Annotated in this window: 15 protein-coding genes; 9 read left to right on the top strand and 6 right to left on the bottom strand. The window is 49.4% G+C overall.

Annotated elements, in window-relative coordinates; all coding sequences use genetic code 11:
- Positions 1-104: 104 nt before the first annotated feature.
- Positions 105-527 carry an ester cyclase gene (locus tag AC2A06_RS06585; RefSeq protein WP_484379761.1) on the bottom strand — a complete coding sequence of 141 codons (423 nt, stop codon included), beginning with the start codon at positions 525-527 and terminating at the stop codon, positions 105-107.
- A gap of 284 nt (positions 528-811) precedes the next feature.
- Between AC2A06_RS06585 and AC2A06_RS06580 the strand changes: the two genes are divergently transcribed.
- On the top strand, positions 812-1,750 hold the full coding sequence (locus tag AC2A06_RS06580; RefSeq protein WP_484379760.1) for a helix-turn-helix domain-containing protein: 939 nt from the start codon (positions 812-814) through the stop codon (positions 1,748-1,750).
- 119 nt (positions 1,751-1,869) lie between these two features.
- On the opposite strand, the gene AC2A06_RS06575 is transcribed toward AC2A06_RS06580, so the two are convergent.
- Positions 1,870-2,247 (bottom strand): hypothetical protein, encoded by a 378-nt coding sequence (locus tag AC2A06_RS06575; RefSeq protein WP_484379759.1) that lies wholly within the window; start codon positions 2,245-2,247, stop codon positions 1,870-1,872.
- A gap of 411 nt (positions 2,248-2,658) precedes the next feature.
- On the opposite strand from AC2A06_RS06575, the gene zigA reads away from it, so the two are divergent.
- Positions 2,659-3,882: a zinc metallochaperone GTPase ZigA gene (gene zigA / locus AC2A06_RS06570; RefSeq protein ID WP_484379758.1), complete on the top strand. Its 1,224-nt coding sequence runs from the start codon at positions 2,659-2,661 to the stop codon at positions 3,880-3,882.
- A 281-nt stretch (positions 3,883-4,163) separates the two neighbouring features.
- Positions 4,164-5,177 carry a nickel/cobalt transporter gene (locus AC2A06_RS06565; protein ID WP_484379757.1) on the top strand — a complete coding sequence of 338 codons (1,014 nt, stop codon included), beginning with the start codon at positions 4,164-4,166 and terminating at the stop codon, positions 5,175-5,177.
- A gap of 269 nt (positions 5,178-5,446) precedes the next feature.
- On the opposite strand, the gene AC2A06_RS06560 is transcribed toward AC2A06_RS06565, so the two are convergent.
- Complete coding sequence (locus AC2A06_RS06560; RefSeq protein WP_484379756.1) at positions 5,447-6,607, bottom strand: glutathionylspermidine synthase family protein; 1,161 nt, start codon at positions 6,605-6,607, stop codon at positions 5,447-5,449.
- Between the two features lie 3 nt (positions 6,608-6,610).
- On the bottom strand, positions 6,611-7,270 hold the full coding sequence (locus tag AC2A06_RS06555) for a DUF1190 family protein (RefSeq protein WP_473196762.1): 660 nt from the start codon (positions 7,268-7,270) through the stop codon (positions 6,611-6,613).
- A 343-nt stretch (positions 7,271-7,613) separates the two neighbouring features.
- Between AC2A06_RS06555 and AC2A06_RS06550 the strand changes: the two genes are divergently transcribed.
- The 4 genes from AC2A06_RS06550 to dhaM all read left to right on the top strand — a co-directional run bounded on the left by AC2A06_RS06550 (position 7,614) and on the right by dhaM (position 11,993).
- The gene (locus AC2A06_RS06550) at positions 7,614-8,714 is read left to right on the top strand and encodes a glycerol dehydrogenase (RefSeq protein WP_473196763.1); all 1,101 of its coding nucleotides are present in this window, start codon (positions 7,614-7,616) and stop codon (positions 8,712-8,714) included.
- 134 nt (positions 8,715-8,848) lie between these two features.
- Entirely contained in the window at positions 8,849-9,916 is a 1,068-nt protein-coding gene (gene dhaK / locus AC2A06_RS06545; RefSeq protein ID WP_037384675.1) for a dihydroxyacetone kinase subunit DhaK, read from the top strand.
- 11 nt (positions 9,917-9,927) lie between these two features.
- Complete coding sequence (gene dhaL / locus AC2A06_RS06540) at positions 9,928-10,566, top strand: dihydroxyacetone kinase subunit DhaL (RefSeq protein ID WP_023489696.1); 639 nt, start codon at positions 9,928-9,930, stop codon at positions 10,564-10,566.
- Positions 10,563-11,993 (top strand): dihydroxyacetone kinase phosphoryl donor subunit DhaM, encoded by a 1,431-nt coding sequence (gene dhaM / locus AC2A06_RS06535; RefSeq protein ID WP_484379755.1) that lies wholly within the window; start codon positions 10,563-10,565, stop codon positions 11,991-11,993. Before dhaL ends, dhaM begins: the two co-directional genes overlap by 4 nt.
- On the opposite strand, the gene dhaR is transcribed toward dhaM, so the two are convergent.
- Both dhaR and tolC read right to left on the bottom strand, forming a co-directional pair.
- The gene (dhaR, locus tag AC2A06_RS06530; protein WP_484379754.1) at positions 11,990-13,939 is read right to left on the bottom strand and encodes a dihydroxyacetone kinase operon transcriptional regulator DhaR; all 1,950 of its coding nucleotides are present in this window, start codon (positions 13,937-13,939) and stop codon (positions 11,990-11,992) included. The two genes, dhaM and dhaR, sit on opposite strands and share 4 nt — an antisense overlap.
- 142 nt (positions 13,940-14,081) lie before the next feature.
- On the bottom strand, positions 14,082-15,509 hold the full coding sequence (gene tolC / locus AC2A06_RS06525; protein ID WP_484379753.1) for an outer membrane channel protein TolC: 1,428 nt from the start codon (positions 15,507-15,509) through the stop codon (positions 14,082-14,084).
- 342 nt (positions 15,510-15,851) lie between these two features.
- Here tolC and nudF point away from each other — a divergent pair, with 342 nt between their 5' ends.
- Both nudF and AC2A06_RS06515 read left to right on the top strand, forming a co-directional pair.
- Complete coding sequence (nudF, locus tag AC2A06_RS06520; protein ID WP_484379752.1) at positions 15,852-16,484, top strand: ADP-ribose diphosphatase; 633 nt, start codon at positions 15,852-15,854, stop codon at positions 16,482-16,484.
- Positions 16,485-16,910, top strand: a complete 426-nt coding sequence (locus tag AC2A06_RS06515; protein WP_023490683.1) for a DUF1249 family protein — start codon at positions 16,485-16,487, stop codon at positions 16,908-16,910.
- Positions 16,911-16,969 lie beyond the last annotated feature (59 nt).

Raw genomic sequence — 16,969 nt, 5'->3', positions numbered from 1 at the left:
TATTTTGCCAGCCCTGAGTGATTGATGCCATCCAGCATTGTCATCAGTTGCTCGCTATGCACTCGCGTTGTCGCAATTCCCGCCCACAGGCAACGGAAATTAAATCAGTTCTTAAGCTGCTTTAGCGCAGTGGCCCAATCTTCGAGGTGGTGAACCCGTACGATCTGGCCGTTGTCGATTTCATGGATGTCGGTGGTGTCGATTTTGAACGACTTGCTGCCATCCAGTTCCATACCCATGAAATTACCTTTTGGTGTACCGGTTGCCACTGAGCGCACGACGACTTTTTTTCCATCTACATCGATCACCCAATCTTGCGGTTCCCATTTCAGATCGGGGATCAATTGCCAGAAAAAACCAACTTGTTTTATCAGCGTCGCTTTGTCTTTGACTTCTTGGCTGTTGATGGATTGGAAATTATCTGCGAGGATTTTTTCTAACACGGCAGTGGCGGTGGTGTCTTGATTGACAGTCAATGCCTGATGGTAGAATGGGGCCACGATTGCTTGAATTTGGTCTTTAGTCACTTTAAATACTCCTGATGGTAATGAACGGATTTATTCGGATGTCGATGCATCTCAATGTTTGGCGTTAATGAATTTAGACAATGCTTTTTCAAGTTGCTGCACTTTGCGGAGCAATTCCTCATCTCGAATTCCCTTCAACGTGCCTGGCATGCTGAGTTCATCTCGGATTACCTTGGTGGCCGCACCACAGACAAGGGCTGTGGGCGACACCAATCACAATTTTTCGCCTTCGTTTTGACAGCGACCATGATTATGTAGAACCGTCATTTAATCGAGGTAAAAAAGTGGCCTTCGATGGTAAAATAGGGACAATTTTAAAAAAGGGTGAGCATATGACTTCATTTCAGTCTATTGAGCTAGTCAAATATTCGGCACCCTTGGATGTACAGGTAATACGATTTGGTGACTTGCGATCACGTGCCAAAACGGGACGTTGGCGGAACCTGCCTCATCGAGTGGATTTTTGCCACCTGATAGTCGTTACAGAAGGGGATTTCAGTCACTTGGTGGACTTTGTGCCTATACGATGCCGGGTCGGTAGTCTGCTTTTAGTCAAACCTGGTCAGGTGCATACTTTTGACTTTGAATCAGAATGGGATGGTTGGCTTGTCGTATTCAAACCAGAAGCCATACCGACAAGTCACGGACTCAGGCTGAACACCAACATCAATGATACTTTTGAGTTATTGCCGACTTTGATGGAACCCCCTGCAGATGAGCAGGAGGCTGTGCTGACGATCATTTCCCAAATGGTGCGTGATACTAGGAAATATAACGAGCAAGCTGAAGGGAATTTTTTGTTGAGAACGGCTTTGTTTTATTTACTGTTACGATTGCAGTTATTTGTTAGTAGCAGCGTCAATCCGCAAGATGCCATAGGCAAAGCCGCATCAAATAGATTTCAGCTTTTCAAGGCGTTGGTTGAAGAGTGGCTGCACACTCAACACCATATTCATCAATATGCGTTGAAATTGGGTTGTTCTGAAAAGAGCCTGAACCGTTCTGTTTTGGCTGTGACAGGCGTTACAGCCAAAACTTATTTAACTCAGCGCATTGTACTTGAGGCTAAACGTTTGCTGGTTCATACAATGCAACCCGTAGGTGGGATTAGCATCGATCTTGGTTTTGACGAACCAACAAATTTCGTCAAATTCTTCAAGCGCGAGGCAGGGATGGTGCCGATGGCTTTTCGCCGGCTCTACACGGGATTTGAGGACTACTAAATCGTTAGTCAAAATAGTAATTAGCAGGGGGGCTATGCTCCTGGTTTTTTTCTGCTGCAACTTAAATAAACTTGGGAATATGTCGTCGCAGGGTGCTGTTTCATTTACCGCCCCTGCGCTTAATGACCAACCAACGGATAGTGCTTGATACGGCATGGGTAATCGTCGCGCCCTTCTCCCTTACAGATACCATCAATATAACGATAGCGAATCTGCACCATCTCTCCTTTCTTCGGCCATTGGCGGCGGGGGACTATCTTTTGATAATCCGTTGTTTCAGGATTAAATGTGATTATTTCCCCCACGGTTGGGCACTCAACGCTGGCTGTTTCTGGGGTAACCCGCACTATTTGCGCCTCGAGTCGCGGGTAGTCCTTGGTTTTGATGGCGCGAATCTGTACATCAAGCAGACATATATTCCAGGTACTGGCAAAGGCGGCTGGAGCCAGCAGCGTAAATGCGAGTAATAAAATGCGCGGGGATTGTGTTCGCCACATCTTGGTATCCTTCTTCAAAGGCAACATCAATATCGATATCTCAAGGTGGAATATTATACCCCATAGCCGCAAGATTTACGGATAACCAGCGAGGGGCAGAATAATGCGCTTTGGTGGTTCGTCATTCCCCCGGGCTATACAGCAGCTCCCCGGCTTTGCGCGGCCAGGTACTGTCTAGCCTGGTAATCCTCCACAGACCGCGCTTATTAAAGCCAACTCTTCCCGCATGACTGCACGGGTTCAATGGTAACGATCAAATTGGCAATTGATATTGTTATGTTATAACGTAATAATATCGAGGTGGCATTCAAATGTTTGTGCGGGATTACCGTCAACGAGCCCCGTAACGGAATTGGCGGGGTAAACACGATTAATGGATTATTGATGAAAGTATTGGGAGAACAGTGAGCAATGTCAGAGGTTTCACTAGGGATTACAAAAGATAGCCGATTACCTGTCACCGTGTTATCTGGCTTCTTGGGCGCAGGAAAGACCACGTTGCTCAATCATATCTTAAATAACCGCGAAGGCAGGCGTATTGCTGTTATCGTTAACGATATGTCAGAAGTCAACATTGATGCTTCTTTGGTTAGAGATGGCGGCGCAGCACTTTCCCGAACAGATGAAAAGTTAGTAGAGATGAGTAATGGCTGCATCTGCTGCACATTACGTGAAGATCTGTTACTGGAAGTCAATCAACTGGCCAAAGAGGGGCGTTTTGACCAGTTAGTGATCGAATCGACCGGGATTTCTGAACCTTTACCAATCGCTGAAACCTTTACCTTTGCTGGCGATGATGGAGAGAGTCTGTCACATATTGCCAGGCTGGATACCATGGTAACAGTTGTCGATGCTTGGAATTTTCTAAACGACTATGAATCTGAAGATAGTATTCAGTCACGTGGTGAATCTTTAGGTGAAGAAGACGAACGTAGTGTTGTAGATCTGCTTATTGAGCAAATTGAATTCTGTGACGTGCTTATTCTCAATAAAATCGACCTGATAGATAAGGCTCAAAAAGAGAAACTCGTTGCTATTATCCGTTCCCTTAACCCCGTGGCAAAAATCATCAACGCACAATATGGTGTTGTTTCGCTAGAGCAGGTACTTAATACCGGTCTGTTTGATTTCGAGAGAGCAGCTCAGGCTCCTGGTTGGCTGAAAGAATTACGGGGAGAGCATCTTCCTGAAACTGATGAATACGGTATCTCCAGTTTTACATTCCGGGCTCGTCGGCCTTTTCACCCTGCACGCTTCTGGCAAATCATGGAAAATGAGTTGACTGGTGTCATCAGATCTAAAGGCTATTATTGGCTTGCAAGTCGTCCGGAATATGTTGGAACATGGTCGCAGGCGGGCGGTGTGGCACATCAGGGGTTAGGTGGAATGTGGTGGGTAAACGTTCCGCAATCGGAGTGGCCGACAGATACGGAATCTCTCGATTTTATCGCATCGCATTGGATTGATGATGTAGGGGATGCTCGCCAAGAGCTGGTTTTTATCGGGATAGATATGGATGAAAATGTATTACGCAGCCAACTTGATGCAGCGCTACTCACTGAGCAGGAAATGGCGGAAGGGCCCGAGAAGTGGCTCACCTACCCAGATCCTGTTTCCCCGTGGTTCGAAGAGTAATATCGCACGTTCAGTCTTATTAAATATCAATCTTATATACTCAATTAACTTGAAAACGCTTGATCAAGTCTATTATTAGGGGAAGCCTGTTGAAGGGGGCGTAGCGGTGCCAGCCGCCGACAAATTTGCCAAGAGCAAATTTGAACGGCATTCAGTCGGCCCGTAGGGTGGGATACAGGGATGTATCCCATCATAGCCCCTCAGTGGGTGGTCCTGCTTGGGCCGAATAACGCGGCATATACGGGTGTCGCCCGGTGCACACAACTTGAGTCTGATAAGCCATGAGAACACAATCAGTCAATATCACTCTGACGGGTATGATTAGCATCGGAGTCATAGGGTTACTGCTTACTTCATCGCTTTTTGTATTCGTTCGTTATTGGGCGGATTTTGTTCAGTTCTGCATTAATACCCAGATTTATATGCACCGCTCGCTGGTAAGTTACCTCCTGCAACTACGGGCGCATCAATATAATGGGGGAGTCATGTTAGTCTTGGGCAGTTTTGCCTATGGATTTCTCCATTCTATCGGGCCGGGGCATGGTAAATTTGTAATTACCACATATCTGTCCACTCATCGACAACAGTTGCCTCGCAGTCTTTTGGTGACCCTACTCGGCAGTCTGTTGCAAGGCTTGACGGCTATTCTGTTCGTTTTGATATTGGCGATTATCTTAAATTTTTCAATGGGTGACCTTAGCCTCAGTCGCTATTGGGTAGAGAAAGGGAGTGCGGTGCTTATCGCCTGTTTTGGTCTGATATTATTGCTGCGTGCCAGTGGATTTCGCCTAGATAAATCATTTATGACCAGACCACTGACGATCCGTACATTACAGCGATCATCCGTATTACCCTCTGCCGTTGCCCCACCAGCACATAGTCACGATGAAACGTGTGGTTGTGGACATCGGCATTTACCTAACGCCAATGAACTGGCGGGGGACTGGCGCCATACCCTTTGGGTCATTGCCGCTATAGGTGTTCGCCCTTGTAGTGGTGCGATCATGCTCCTGGTTTTTGCGAATGCAATGGGCATATTTACTTGGGGGGTTATTTCCGCCATGAGTATGGCGTTGGGTACCGCGCTATCAATCATGATTCTGGCAACCCTTGTGCACCATCTGCGGGAGCGTTTTATTAATACCAGTAGCACAGTTTTTAATGTTTATTTTCCGCAGGTTGCTCGAGTGATCATGATGCTCGGGGGGATCGTATTAATATTGTTTGCGTTAGTTTTATTCAACTCAGTGATTCCAGTCAGCTTAAATGGTGACTTTATTTCTGCAGGTTGTTAAGCGTGCATTTGAGAGGGGGAAACTTGCATGTTGTCTACAATCTGGACCCGCCGAAAATGGGCGGTTTATCATGGCATTATTTTATGCTTGCTATAATCGTCTCCACATTGCCGCACCAGTTATATATTCGCTGTACTAGTTATATAGTGGACAATGCTCCTGGTGGCAGTGAACCTCATTTATGAGGTTATCCCTTGCGGGCTAACGCAAGTGTTGTTCAAAACGCTTGGTGTTTTGAACAACAACTCGAATTATTTAAAGGATAGTCATCAACCAAGAATAATATGCGGATAAAAACGCGACAGATCCTGAGTGATCAATTCACGGTCTTCACGCAGACCAATACCACAAGGTTGATCATTCACCAGCCAACTACCGATCAGCGTATAGCTGCCTTCAAACTGCGGTAGTGGACAGAATTGCTGCACAATCATGCCTTCTTCGCCATAAGGCCCATCAACACGCACCACTTCCTGGCCATTTTTCACGATCTGGATATTGGCTCCTTCACGGGAAAACAGCGGCTTGGTGACGTAGTGTTCCATCGGTGGATGATCATCTTCGGCGAAATAAGCAGGCAACAGATTCGGGTGGTCGGGGAACATCTCCCACAACAGCGGTAAGAGTGCTTTGTTGGAAATAATGCTCTTCCAGGCGGGTTCTAACCAGCGTACACCGGCATCTTCCAGCTTGGTAGAAAACATTTCCCGCAGCATAAACTCCCAAGGGTAGAGTTTGAACAGGTTACTGATCACTTGGTCTTGCTGGTCAGTAAACTGGCCTTTCTCACCCAGACCAATCTCCTCCATAAACAGGAATTCGGTCGGTAGCCCGGCTTCGAAAGCACAGTCCTGCAGATATTGCACCGTGCCGCGATCTTCCTCGCTGTCTTGGCAGCAGGCCAGATGCAATAGGCTAAAGCCATGGTGGGCTTGCAGATCGGCAAAACGCTCAATCAGTTTTTCTTGCAGACTGTTGTATTGATCGGATTGCGGGTCCAACTTACCGGCATTGATTTGGTCTTCCAACCATAACCATTGGAAAAAGGCCGACTCATACAGCGAGGTTGGCGTATCGGCGTTGTTCTCCAGCAGTTTGGGTGGGTTGACCCCATCATAAGCCAGGTCCAGCCGCGAATAGAGTGATGGCTGATGGGTACGCCAAGAGTTGCGCACGAAATCCCAAGTATGCTTTGGAATACGGAATTTGGTCATCAGCTCATCGCTGTTGACCACTTTTTCCACCACTTTCAGGCACATCTGGTGCAGTTCGGCAGTGGCCTCTTCAATCTCTTCGATTTGCGCCAGGGTGAACTGATAATAAGCATCTTCACACCAGTAGGGCTCGCCATACATGGTGTGGAAGTTGAAACCAAATTCAGTAGCTCTTTCCCGCCAGTCGGGGCGTTCGGTAATTGCAATGCGTTTCATGCATTAACCGCCCATGCTGCGTGAGCTCGAAGAGCTAGCGCTACTGCTGCGCTGCATACTGGTCTGTTTGGCAACGGTTTCACCAAAGCCACCACGGGTGATGGTGTTGGTCACTGCAGGTTTGGGGGCCATGGCGGTTTTCGGCACCGTCATGGTACGGCCACCCGCGGTTGCCGCACCATAATTCTTGCCGCTGGCATCAACGAACTTGCCATTTGCCGGGCTGGCGGCATTTTTAGAGGTAAAGAGCGGTTGTTGGGCATAACCGCCACCCATCATACGGCCCATCATATAGCCAGCCATCAGTGGCATCCAGAAGCTGCCGCTGCTTTGTGATTGTGCTGCCATGCCTGCCTGAGCCGGAGCCTGAGTACATTGCGACTCACCAAATTCTGCAACGCAATCTTCACGGTTGGCATATTTGGGGGCGGTTTTCTCTGCTTCTTTCAGGGCATTATTGTAGGCGGTGGTACATTGTTCACTCATTGATGGATTCGCGTGGGAACAATCGTCAGCGTTTTGGTACAAAGAGACGGTTTCATCCGCTTGTTCGCAGCCAGCCAGCATAAAGACTGCGCTGATTGCCAAAGCCACCGGTGCAACACGGTAGCTGCGCCAGGATTTGCGGAAGGTTTCTTGGTTGATTTGTTTTGTCCGTTTCATGGTTGTTATCCCGTCATTCAGGCGGTATTCGCCGTTACTCAGTTATTGCCCGTAAGGATAGGGGAAATACGTTCACAATTAAAGCTGAAATGGTCTCTTTACGCAGTTATACGTTGGTGTGTGCGCCAGTTCGCTTTATGGGTAAAAATAACATTTTAATGTTACATAATGGAACATTTTTAGGCGTAGAGTGTTCCATTACGTAACGTTTTTTACTGCTATTCGCCGGACCGTATGCAGGACGTATAGTCGGTAATACACCAAGATGCAGGTATTGAAATGCATCTGCTTTAAGCCGATACCTGAACATTACAATCGTTAACTTTCCTTCAAGGAGTCAGTTATGTTGAGAATCATTCAATCACCAAGCAAATACATTCAAGGTCCAAATGCCTCAGCCTCTGTTGGTGAATATGCTAAATCACTTGCCGATAATTACTTTGTGATTGCCGACGATTTCGTGATGAAACTGGTCGGTGAGACCGTTCTGGGCAGTCTGCAGCAACAAGGGGTGAAAAATCACGCCTGTGTTTTCAATGGTGAATGTAGCCATAAAGAAATCAAGCGTTTGGGCGAAGAGTTACAGAAGCATGGCTGTAAAGGCGTGATTGGCATCGGTGGGGGTAAAACCCTGGATACTGCCAAGGCGGTTGCCTACTTCCAACATTTGCCAGTGGTATTGATGCCCACCATTGCATCAACCGATGCACCGACCAGTGCTTTGTCGGTGATCTACACCGATTCGGGTGAGTTCGAAGAGTATCTGATCTACCCAGCCAACCCCAATATGGTGGTGATGGACAGTGCCATTATTGCTAAAGCACCGGTTCGTCTGCTGGTATCAGGGATGGGGGATGCACTTTCGACTTATTTTGAAGCCAAAGCGTGTTTAGATTCCCAGGCCACCAGTATGGCAGGGGGGAAATCGACTCTGGCTGCACTCAACCTGGCCCGTCTTTGCTATGACACCTTGCTGGCCGAGGGCGTTAAAGCCAAGTTAGCGGCAGAATCGGGTGTGGTTACCGAAGCCGTAGAACGGGTTATTGAAGCCAATACCTACCTGAGTGGGATTGGTTTTGAAAGTAGTGGCCTGGCCGCTGCACACGCCATCCATAACGGTTTCACCGTTCTGGAAGAGTGTCACCACCTGTATCACGGCGAGAAAGTGGCATTTGGTACCCTGTCTCAGTTGGTATTGCAAAACAGCTCCATGGAGCAGATTGAAACCGTGATGGATTTCTGCCAGCAGGTAGGGTTGCCGATCACACTGGCTCAAATGGGCGTCAAGGGTGAGCTGAAAGAGAAAATCAGCAAAGTGGCAGAGGCGAGTTGCGCCAAAGGTGAAACCATTCACAACATGCCATTCACCGTAACACCAGATATGGTGCTGGCCGCTATTTTGACTGCCGATAAGCTGGGTACTGCCTGGCTCCAGGGGGAGTAATCCCTAACAGCCATCAATTGATGGGTCAGGGATGAAACAACGCCCAAGGATTGGGCAAGTCATGACCCCTACAGTTTGCATGACAATAGCGGGCGTACTTCTGGGACTTGCTGTTGCCAATCGAGGAATGAATGGTGAAAAAACTTATCAATAAAGTTGAGTCAGTACTTGACGAACAGTTACTGGGGATAGCAGAAGCACATCCAGAACTGGTCGTCCATCAGGAGCCGTTATTTGTCACCCGCAAAGCAGGCCCGACCATGGGGAAAGTGGCGATTCTCTCTGGTGGTGGCAGTGGTCATGAGCCAATGCACTGCGGTTTTGTCGGTGAGGGGATGCTTGATGGCGCTTGCCCTGGGGAGATTTTTACCTCACCTACGCCTGACAAAATGTATGACTGTGGTCTGGCGATTGATGGTGGTGCCGGCGTATTGCTCATCATCAAGAACTATACCGGTGATGTATTGAATTTTGAGACCGCGACCGAATTGCTGCATGACAGCGGTGTTGCGGTAGCCACCGTGCTGGTTGATGACGATGTGGCAGTTAAAGATAGTCTGTTTACCGCTGGGCGGCGTGGTGTAGCCAACACGGTGCTGATGGAAAAACTGCTCGGTGCTGCGGCAGTCAGAGGGGATGACCTGGATGCGATAGTGGCGCTGGGCCACAAAATCAACAATCAAGGGCACTCTCTTGGGGTAGCGTTAGGTGCGTGCACTGTGCCAGCAGCCGGTAAGCCATCGTTTATTTTAGCGGATAATGAGATGGAGTTTGGTGTCGGCATCCATGGTGAACCGGGCATCGAACGGCGCTTGTTCACTTCCCTTGATAATACCGTGGATGAAATGTTCCATACCCTGATTGAGCATGGCCCTTATCAGCGCACGGTCCGTGTTTGGGATCGTCAAGCCGGCGAATGGCTTGATCAGCAGCAGAGTAAACGTGCACTGACCCGAGGTGACCGAGTCATTGCCCTGGTGAACAACCTGGGGGCAACGCCGGTTTCCGAGCTGTACGGTGTCTATCATCGCCTGGTTGAACGCTGTGCGGAAGCCGGGATCACCATCGAACGTAATCTGATTGGTTCGTACTGTACTTCGCTGGATATGCAGGGTGTTTCCATCACCTTACTGCAAGTGGATGATGAGTTGTTGTCACTATGGGATGCGCCGGTGAAAACCCCTGCGCTGTGCTGGGGCTGAGGAGCAGAAAGATGACGTTAAGCAAACAACAGGTTGTCGAATGGTTGATGCAGTGCGGTGAAGTGTTTACCCGTGAGCGTGATTTTCTGACCCAGTTGGATACCGATATCGGTGATGGCGACCATGGCCTGAACATGAACCGTGGTTTTAACAAGGTGGTAGAGAAACTGCCTTCTGTGGCGGACAAGGATATCGGCTTTATTCTCAAGAATACCGGTATGACGCTGCTTTCCAGTGTCGGGGGCGCCAGTGGCCCGCTGTTTGGTACCTTCTTTATCCGTGCTGCTCAAGAGGCTAATGCCAAGCAGAGTCTGGATCTGGCGGAATTGAAGCAGATGATCCAGGAAGGGGCTGAAGGGGTCATGATGCGTGGTAAAGCCGAACCGGGCGATAAAACCATGTGTGATGTCTGGGGGCCGGTGGTAGAGAGCCTGAACCAGTCACTAGAACAGCAGTTGAGTCTGCCACAAGCGTTGCAACAAGCTGCAGTACGTGCCGAACAAGCAGCACAAGCCACCATCACCATGCAGGCCCGTAAAGGGCGTGCCAGCTATCTTGGGGAGCGTAGTATTGGCCACCAGGATCCGGGTGCGACTTCCGCCATGTTGATGATGCAAACATTGGCTGAAGTAGTGGGGGCTGCTGGATGATTAATATTGTTGTGGTTTCGCACAGTGCTCGGTTGGCTCAAGGTATTGAGCAGCTTGCCCGTCAGATGATGAACAGCGAGGGGTGTAAACTGGCACTGGCGGCGGGGGTTGATGATGAAGAACACCCGATCGGTACCGATGCGATTAAGGTGATGGAAGCGATCGAATCGGTGTCTGATGCGGCTGGGATCGTTGTGCTGATGGATCTTGGCAGTGCGCTATTGAGTGCTGAAACCGCACTGGAACTGCTTGAGCCAGAGTTGTCTGCACGAGTGACATTGTGCTCAGCCCCTTTGGTTGAAGGGACCTTGGCTGCCGTTGTGGCGGCCAATGCTGGCGGTAACCTGGAACAGGTTCTGGCGGAAGCGCAGGGTGCATTACAGGGTAAACAGGCACAACTGGGTGAACAGCCCGTTGCCAGCAAACCGATAAGTCTGCCATTGAATCAGGGTAAGAGCCTGAGTTGGCAGGTGCAGAATCCACATGGGTTACATGCCCGCCCTGCCGCTCGTTTGGCAGAGGCATTAGCGCCCTTTGATGCTGAACTGGTGCTGGAAAAACAGGGGCAGTGTGCCAACCCGCGTAGCCTGAATCAACTGGCGATGTTGCAGGTTCGTCATGGTGATACTATCCGTCTGATTGCTGATGGTAATCAGGCAGATGAAGCCCTGGCTGCTTTCAAAGTATTGGCGGAACAGCATTTCGGTGAAACGGTTTCCGAGCAGCAGCAGCCTTCGTTGCATGGTATTCCGGTGGCGGAAAGTGTGATCAGCGGTCCGATATTCCAAAACCGCAGTTTTTGGCCTCAAGTCGAGTCGCGCAAGATAGGTGTTGATGACGTGCTCAATGAGCAACAGCGTCTGCGTACTGCACTGCAGCACACGCTCAATGACCTTGACCAACTGGCGGATCATGCGGCTCAGCTTATCGGTAGCACACAGGCGGCGATCTTTGCCGCGCACAGTATGTTACTTGATGATCCTGACCTGCAGCAGGCAGCCTACAACCGTATTGCCGAACAGCTATGTACCGCTGAGCAGGCATGGCAACAGGAGCTGGAGCAGGTAGCCGCTGATTACCGGGCATTGGATGATGACTATTTGCGGGCACGTGAACTGGACGTGCGTGATGTCTTGCGCCGTAGCTTATGCCACCTGCAACAGCAGCCGATTCAAGCGATCACACTCAGTGAGCCTTCGATTCTGGTGACGGATGAATTGATGCCTTCAGAGGTGGTGATGCTGGAACGTCGCCGGGTACTGGGTATTTGCCTGAGTGGCGGCAGTGCGTTGTCTCATGCGGCTATTTTGGCTAAAACCATGGGGATACCGATGGTTGTTGGCGTAGAAGAGTGCATGAACAAAACCCACAGCGGCCAGAAGGCAATGTTGGATGCAGCGCGTGGAACATTACAGCTGAGTCATTAAGCACGCTGTTTGAACTGGCGGATATCAATTTGCAGTTGTTTGATTTTCCGCCAGAGAGTGGTGCGGCTGATCCCCAGTAGCTGCGCCATCTCATTGAGTTGCCCATGGCTGACATTCGCTACACGGATAATAGCCTGCCGTTCCATTTCAGCCAGCGTCAACAAGGGCATGACCGGTTGCGTATCACTTTCCAGTAAGGGTTGTTGACTGAGTAAGTGAGAGGGTAAATCCGCCAGTTGAATATGATGATTGTGGCAAATCATGGCCGCACGCTCTATCACCCCTTTCAGTTCTAAATCGTTCCCTGGCCACAGATATAATCCTAATTGAGTCATCACCTCATCATCCACCCGAAAGCGGCATTGAAAGTGTTGTTCCAACGCACGTAGATGGTGGAGTACCAGCAATGGAATGTCACTAAGGCGCTGACGTAGTGGTGGGATTTGGATTTCGAATGCCTGCAGGCTATAGAACAGTTGGCGGCGGAAACGATTCTGTTGCACCAAGACTGGCAGATTAGCAGCGCTGGCGGCAATCACCCGGACATTCACCGGGATCACGTGACTGGAATTCATACGCATGACCACGCCGGTTTTTAAAATCTGCAACAGGGCGGATTGCATCGTCAGCGGCAGATATTCGATCTGTTCAAGATACAGCGTACCCCCGTTGGCCAGTTCAAATTTGCTGAGCTGACCCGCTTCCTCTTCACTGGCATCACTACCCAGCAGTTCTTTTAGCCCTTGTTCTTCTGGCAGTAACTGGCAATTCAGCGCGATATAGGGCCCAGCCGCCCTGTCGCTGGCGTTATGAATAGATTGACTCACCAGCTCTTTACCTACGCCTTCTTCACCACACAGCAAAATAGGGTGATGGCCTTTCGCCGCTTGCTGACCATAGCGGATCAAGCGGCGCATCTCTTGTGTACCTGAAGGCATCTGTTCGAAGGTGTGACTCACCCGGCTGATTTGGCTACTGACATATTGATGCAGCCGCTCAAACGGATGCAATAGGGCAATAAAGCTGCAATGTTCCCCATCAGGGATCGGTTTAAGCGTTAATAAGGTGGCGATAAACTGCCCCTGATTCTCGAAGGTGACTTCAACATGTTGCAATGCCTGGCGTTGAGCAATAGCCCGGTTCAGCAACGCAGGCAAGGTCAGCAACTGAGAGAGTGGTTTACCCTGGCTTTGCTGTTCATGCAGTTTCAGCATAGTGGCGGCACGGTGGTTGATGTATTGCAGATAACCACGGTGATCCCAAGCCATAACGCCATCGTCAACGCTATCGAGCAATCCATTGAGCTGATTCAGATGGCGGTTGGATTCAGCCAGCAAACTATCGGCGCTCAGGGCGTTACCAATTTCTCTGGCAATGGCCAGGATCAGTGAGAGGTCGCTGGCACTAGAGTCCGCCAGTTGGCAACCGAGTGCCAACGTCCCGCGCTGCCGACCATTGTTATCATAAACCGGGGCGGCGCAAAATGACCAATTGTGCAATGCCTGGCGGACATGCTCACTCCCGTAAACTTGTATTGGGTGACCTTCTGATACCGCCAGTGCAGGGGCATTGGTGCCAATATCCCCTTCCGTCCAGTATGCGCCAGCAGTAAAGCCCAGTTCGAGCAGTTGTTCACGGGTGGTGTCATCGCCGCATTGCCAGAGTGTACAACTGCTCTCATCAAGGATCATCAGCACACAATGACGCTGCTCCATATATTCCCAGGCATCTTCTAATGCTGCCTGACCGAGGGTGATGAAGTCGTCTTTACGCTGGAAGATGGAATTGAAGGTGGTCCCCAACGCACAGTGAGGCGCTCTCCAGACCGTGGGTTGCATCAGAGTACGGCAACGTAACCAGGAAGCATAAATGGCCGGTGAGGGTTGATCTGCTAGTGTTAGGGTACCTTCGGCGATCAGGCGTTGCCAGCGAGAGGCGTTCTCCATCAGTTCTTATCCAGCCTTGAAATCATCGGAAGAGAATAATAACACTGAATAGTAGAATGAGGGCAGCAACGTATTAAGCAAAAAGGACAAAACAAAAAGCACAAAACGGAGCTAGCGAAGGCTAGCCCCGTGATGGAAGTGATCAGCGGGTTGGCGCGGTGGTGCGGCTGTTTTCTGGTCTGGTGGTGGTGGCACCAGCGGCATAGGCATCTTGCTCAGCCGTTGAGGGGGCGACCGCCTCTGGCGAGGTTGAGATCGGTTTGCCCAAAGCTCCGTTCAACATCATCAGATCATTTTCATTCAAGGTGCCCTGGGCCAATTGAATTCTCAACTGATTGGTCAGATAGTCGTAGCGAGCCTTGGAAAGCTGTTGCTTGGCGTTATACAGCGCTGTAGTGGCATTCAACACGTCAACAATCGTCCGTGTTCCCACCTCATAACCGGCCTCTGTTGCATCCAATGAGCTCTGGGCAGAGACTTCTACCTGCTTATAGGCACTGATACTACTGATGGATGCAGAAATATTGTTGAAAGAGGAACGAACCGTTTGTATTACACTGCGGTGCGCACTTTCCAACTGCTCACTGGCCCCGACAAAATTGTACTGCGCCTGTTGTACTTGGGCGTTGGTTATCCCACCGTTATAGATTGGCACGCTGAGATTAACCCCAATCTTGTTCTGACCAATATCTGAGTCAGGTGTGTTGTTTTGCGAACCACCAGTTCGGGTATTGGTGATCCCACTGGAAGCGGTTAAATCAACGGTTGGCATATAGCCTGTCTGTGCCGCTTTAATCTGTTCGCGCGCCAAATCCTGGCTCAGACGGGCAGATAATAGATTCAGGTTACGGTTTTCAGCCTGTTTCAACAGATTGTTGACGGCATCTGGGCGCTTGGTGGTGAACTTGCCCGTATCCAGTGAAGAGAGTTCTGCGTAATAGGTGCCGGTGATTTGGCGTAATGCTTCTAATGCGTTATCAAGATTGTTACGTGCGGTGACTTCTTGGGCCAGAACGGTATCGTAGTTGGCACGGGCGTCTTGCACATCGGTAATTGCCACCAGGCCGACGTTAAAACGTTGGGTAGTTTGATCCAGTGTCCGGTAAACCGCCAATTTATTCGCCCGAGTAAAAGAGAGCGAATCAATGGCTTGTAGCACGTCAAAATAGGCTGTCGCCGTATTGAGTATCAACTGTTGGGCTGAGTTTTGGTAGGCGACATCAGTAATCCCGGCGCTTTTTTCCTGAATTGTCAGGGCACGCCATTTAGACATGTCAAACAGGATCTGAGTGAGCGCCAATGATCCGCCGGTGGTATTACTGTTGGTATTGCTGGCATCACGAAAACCGCTGTTATGCGTATACCCGGCGGTGAGTCCCAGTTGCGGCAGCAAGGGGCTGCGTGAAATATTGATACCTTCATAGGCAGCATCACGATCGGCGGCGCTTTTACGCAGGTCCGGGTTACTTTCCCTGGCCTGTTTGTAAACTTGTAGCAGGTTTTCTGCTGAACTCATGGTACTAAAGCCGCTCAGGCTCAGGCCGATAATAAAGGGGAGCAGTTTTTTCATTTGCATTCCTTGTTGTGCAGCAATATGGCGATCTCAAATAACAGGTGAACTCTCATGAGTTTGTTGTAGAACTGCTACTTGTATCAGTTCGGGTATACGTTAGTGCTGACGATAGACGAATAGTTGCCAATTCTAGCAGAGACTGTAGTTTACTTAATGTGACTTAATGTGCCATCTGACAGAACTTTTACTTTTCTCGCTGCCAGGTTAACTGACACTTGGCTGTTTGCATCGGTATCATCTGCATATCATGGTTCACAATCTAGCATAAAGTAGGGCAGGATAGCCCTACTGTTTCTGTTACCAACATAGCTTAGCATCATTGCACAGGAGAATTGGCACATGAACCGTTCACAACCTTCCCCCGTTACTCTCGGTAAGAAAGAGGTAGAAATTATTGCACGAGAGACGCTATACCGAGGTTTTTTTTCCCTTAATTTATATCGGTTTCGCCATCGCCTGTTCAATGGTGAAATGAGTGGTGAGGTAACACGCGAAATTTTAGAGCGTGGTCATGCGGCAGTCTTGTTACCTTATGATCCGGTAAGAGACGAGGTGGTGTTGATTGAACAGATACGTATTGCCGCCATTGAGACGTCTGAAACTCCATGGCTACTGGAAATGGTGGCCGGTATCATTGAAACTGGGGAAAGTGTTGAAGAGGTTTGCCGCCGTGAAGCGTTAGAAGAGGCGGGTGTGGTGGTTGGGCGCTGCAAACCGGTATTGAATTATCTGGCAAGCCCAGGGGGTACCAGTGAGCGTTTGTCGATTATGGTCGGCGAAGTGGATGCCCTAATGGCTGAAGGGATCCACGGGTTGCCTGAAGAGAATGAAGATATTCGCGTTCATGTGGTCAGCCGTGAGCAAGCTTACCGTTGGGTTGAAGAAGGGGTGATTGATAATGCGGCCTCAGTGATTGCATTGCAGTGGTTGGCATTACACCATCAACAGCTAAAAGCGGAATGGAACAACTAAATGCAAAAGCGCTATACCCCTGATTTTCCTGAAATGATGAGATTGTGCGCCATGAATTTCGCACAATTGCGGCGTTTGCTGCCACATAACGATGAAGTTGATGAAAGCGTTACTTATCAGGTTAATGGCGTTCACTACCGTTTGACTATTATGGAAAGTACACGTTATACCTCTTTAGTGCAGATTGAGCAGGTCCAGCCCGCAGTCAACAGTTGGAGCCTGCCGAGGATGACGGTTCGGCTATATTATGATGCAATGGTTGCGGAAGTGTGTTCCAGCCAGCAGATCTATCGGTTTAAAGCGAGTTATGATTATCCGAATAAAAAGTTACATCAACGTGATGAAAAGCATCAAATTAACCAGTTTCTTGCTGATTGGCTGCGTTACTGTTTAGCGCATGGAGAGATGACGGTTCAGGTTATTTAGTACCCTGTGGGGTTTAGGCTGCAGCTTGAATGGCGACGGGTATAGAGAGACTGAAATAG

Source organism: Serratia sp. HNCC26DJ244 (assembly GCF_057180565.1).
The sequence above is the reverse complement of the archived record's forward strand: the minus strand, read 5'-3'. Positions and strand labels throughout refer to the sequence as shown.

What these genes read in the sequence shown, in the direction of transcription:
- dhaM (WP_484379755.1), top strand. Translation starts at nt 10,563, where the DNA reads ATGATTAATATTGTTGTGGTTTCGCACAGTGCTCGGTTGGCTCAAGGT.
- AC2A06_RS06565 (WP_484379757.1), top strand. Translation starts at nt 4,164, where the DNA reads ATGAGAACACAATCAGTCAATATCACTCTGACGGGTATGATTAGCATC.
- nudF (WP_484379752.1), top strand. Translation starts at nt 15,852, where the DNA reads ATGAACCGTTCACAACCTTCCCCCGTTACTCTCGGTAAGAAAGAGGTA.
- AC2A06_RS06575 (WP_484379759.1), bottom strand. Translation starts at nt 2,247, where the DNA reads ATGTGGCGAACACAATCCCCGCGCATTTTATTACTCGCATTTACGCTG.
- AC2A06_RS06550 (WP_473196763.1), top strand. Translation starts at nt 7,614, where the DNA reads ATGTTGAGAATCATTCAATCACCAAGCAAATACATTCAAGGTCCAAAT.
- tolC (WP_484379753.1), bottom strand. Translation starts at nt 15,509, where the DNA reads ATGAAAAAACTGCTCCCCTTTATTATCGGCCTGAGCCTGAGCGGCTTT.
- AC2A06_RS06515 (WP_023490683.1), top strand. Translation starts at nt 16,485, where the DNA reads ATGCAAAAGCGCTATACCCCTGATTTTCCTGAAATGATGAGATTGTGC.
- dhaR (WP_484379754.1), bottom strand. Translation starts at nt 13,939, where the DNA reads ATGGAGAACGCCTCTCGCTGGCAACGCCTGATCGCCGAAGGTACCCTA.
- AC2A06_RS06555 (WP_473196762.1), bottom strand. Translation starts at nt 7,270, where the DNA reads ATGAAACGGACAAAACAAATCAACCAAGAAACCTTCCGCAAATCCTGG.
- dhaL (WP_023489696.1), top strand. Translation starts at nt 9,928, where the DNA reads ATGACGTTAAGCAAACAACAGGTTGTCGAATGGTTGATGCAGTGCGGT.
- zigA (WP_484379758.1), top strand. Translation starts at nt 2,659, where the DNA reads ATGTCAGAGGTTTCACTAGGGATTACAAAAGATAGCCGATTACCTGTC.
- AC2A06_RS06560 (WP_484379756.1), bottom strand. Translation starts at nt 6,607, where the DNA reads ATGAAACGCATTGCAATTACCGAACGCCCCGACTGGCGGGAAAGAGCT.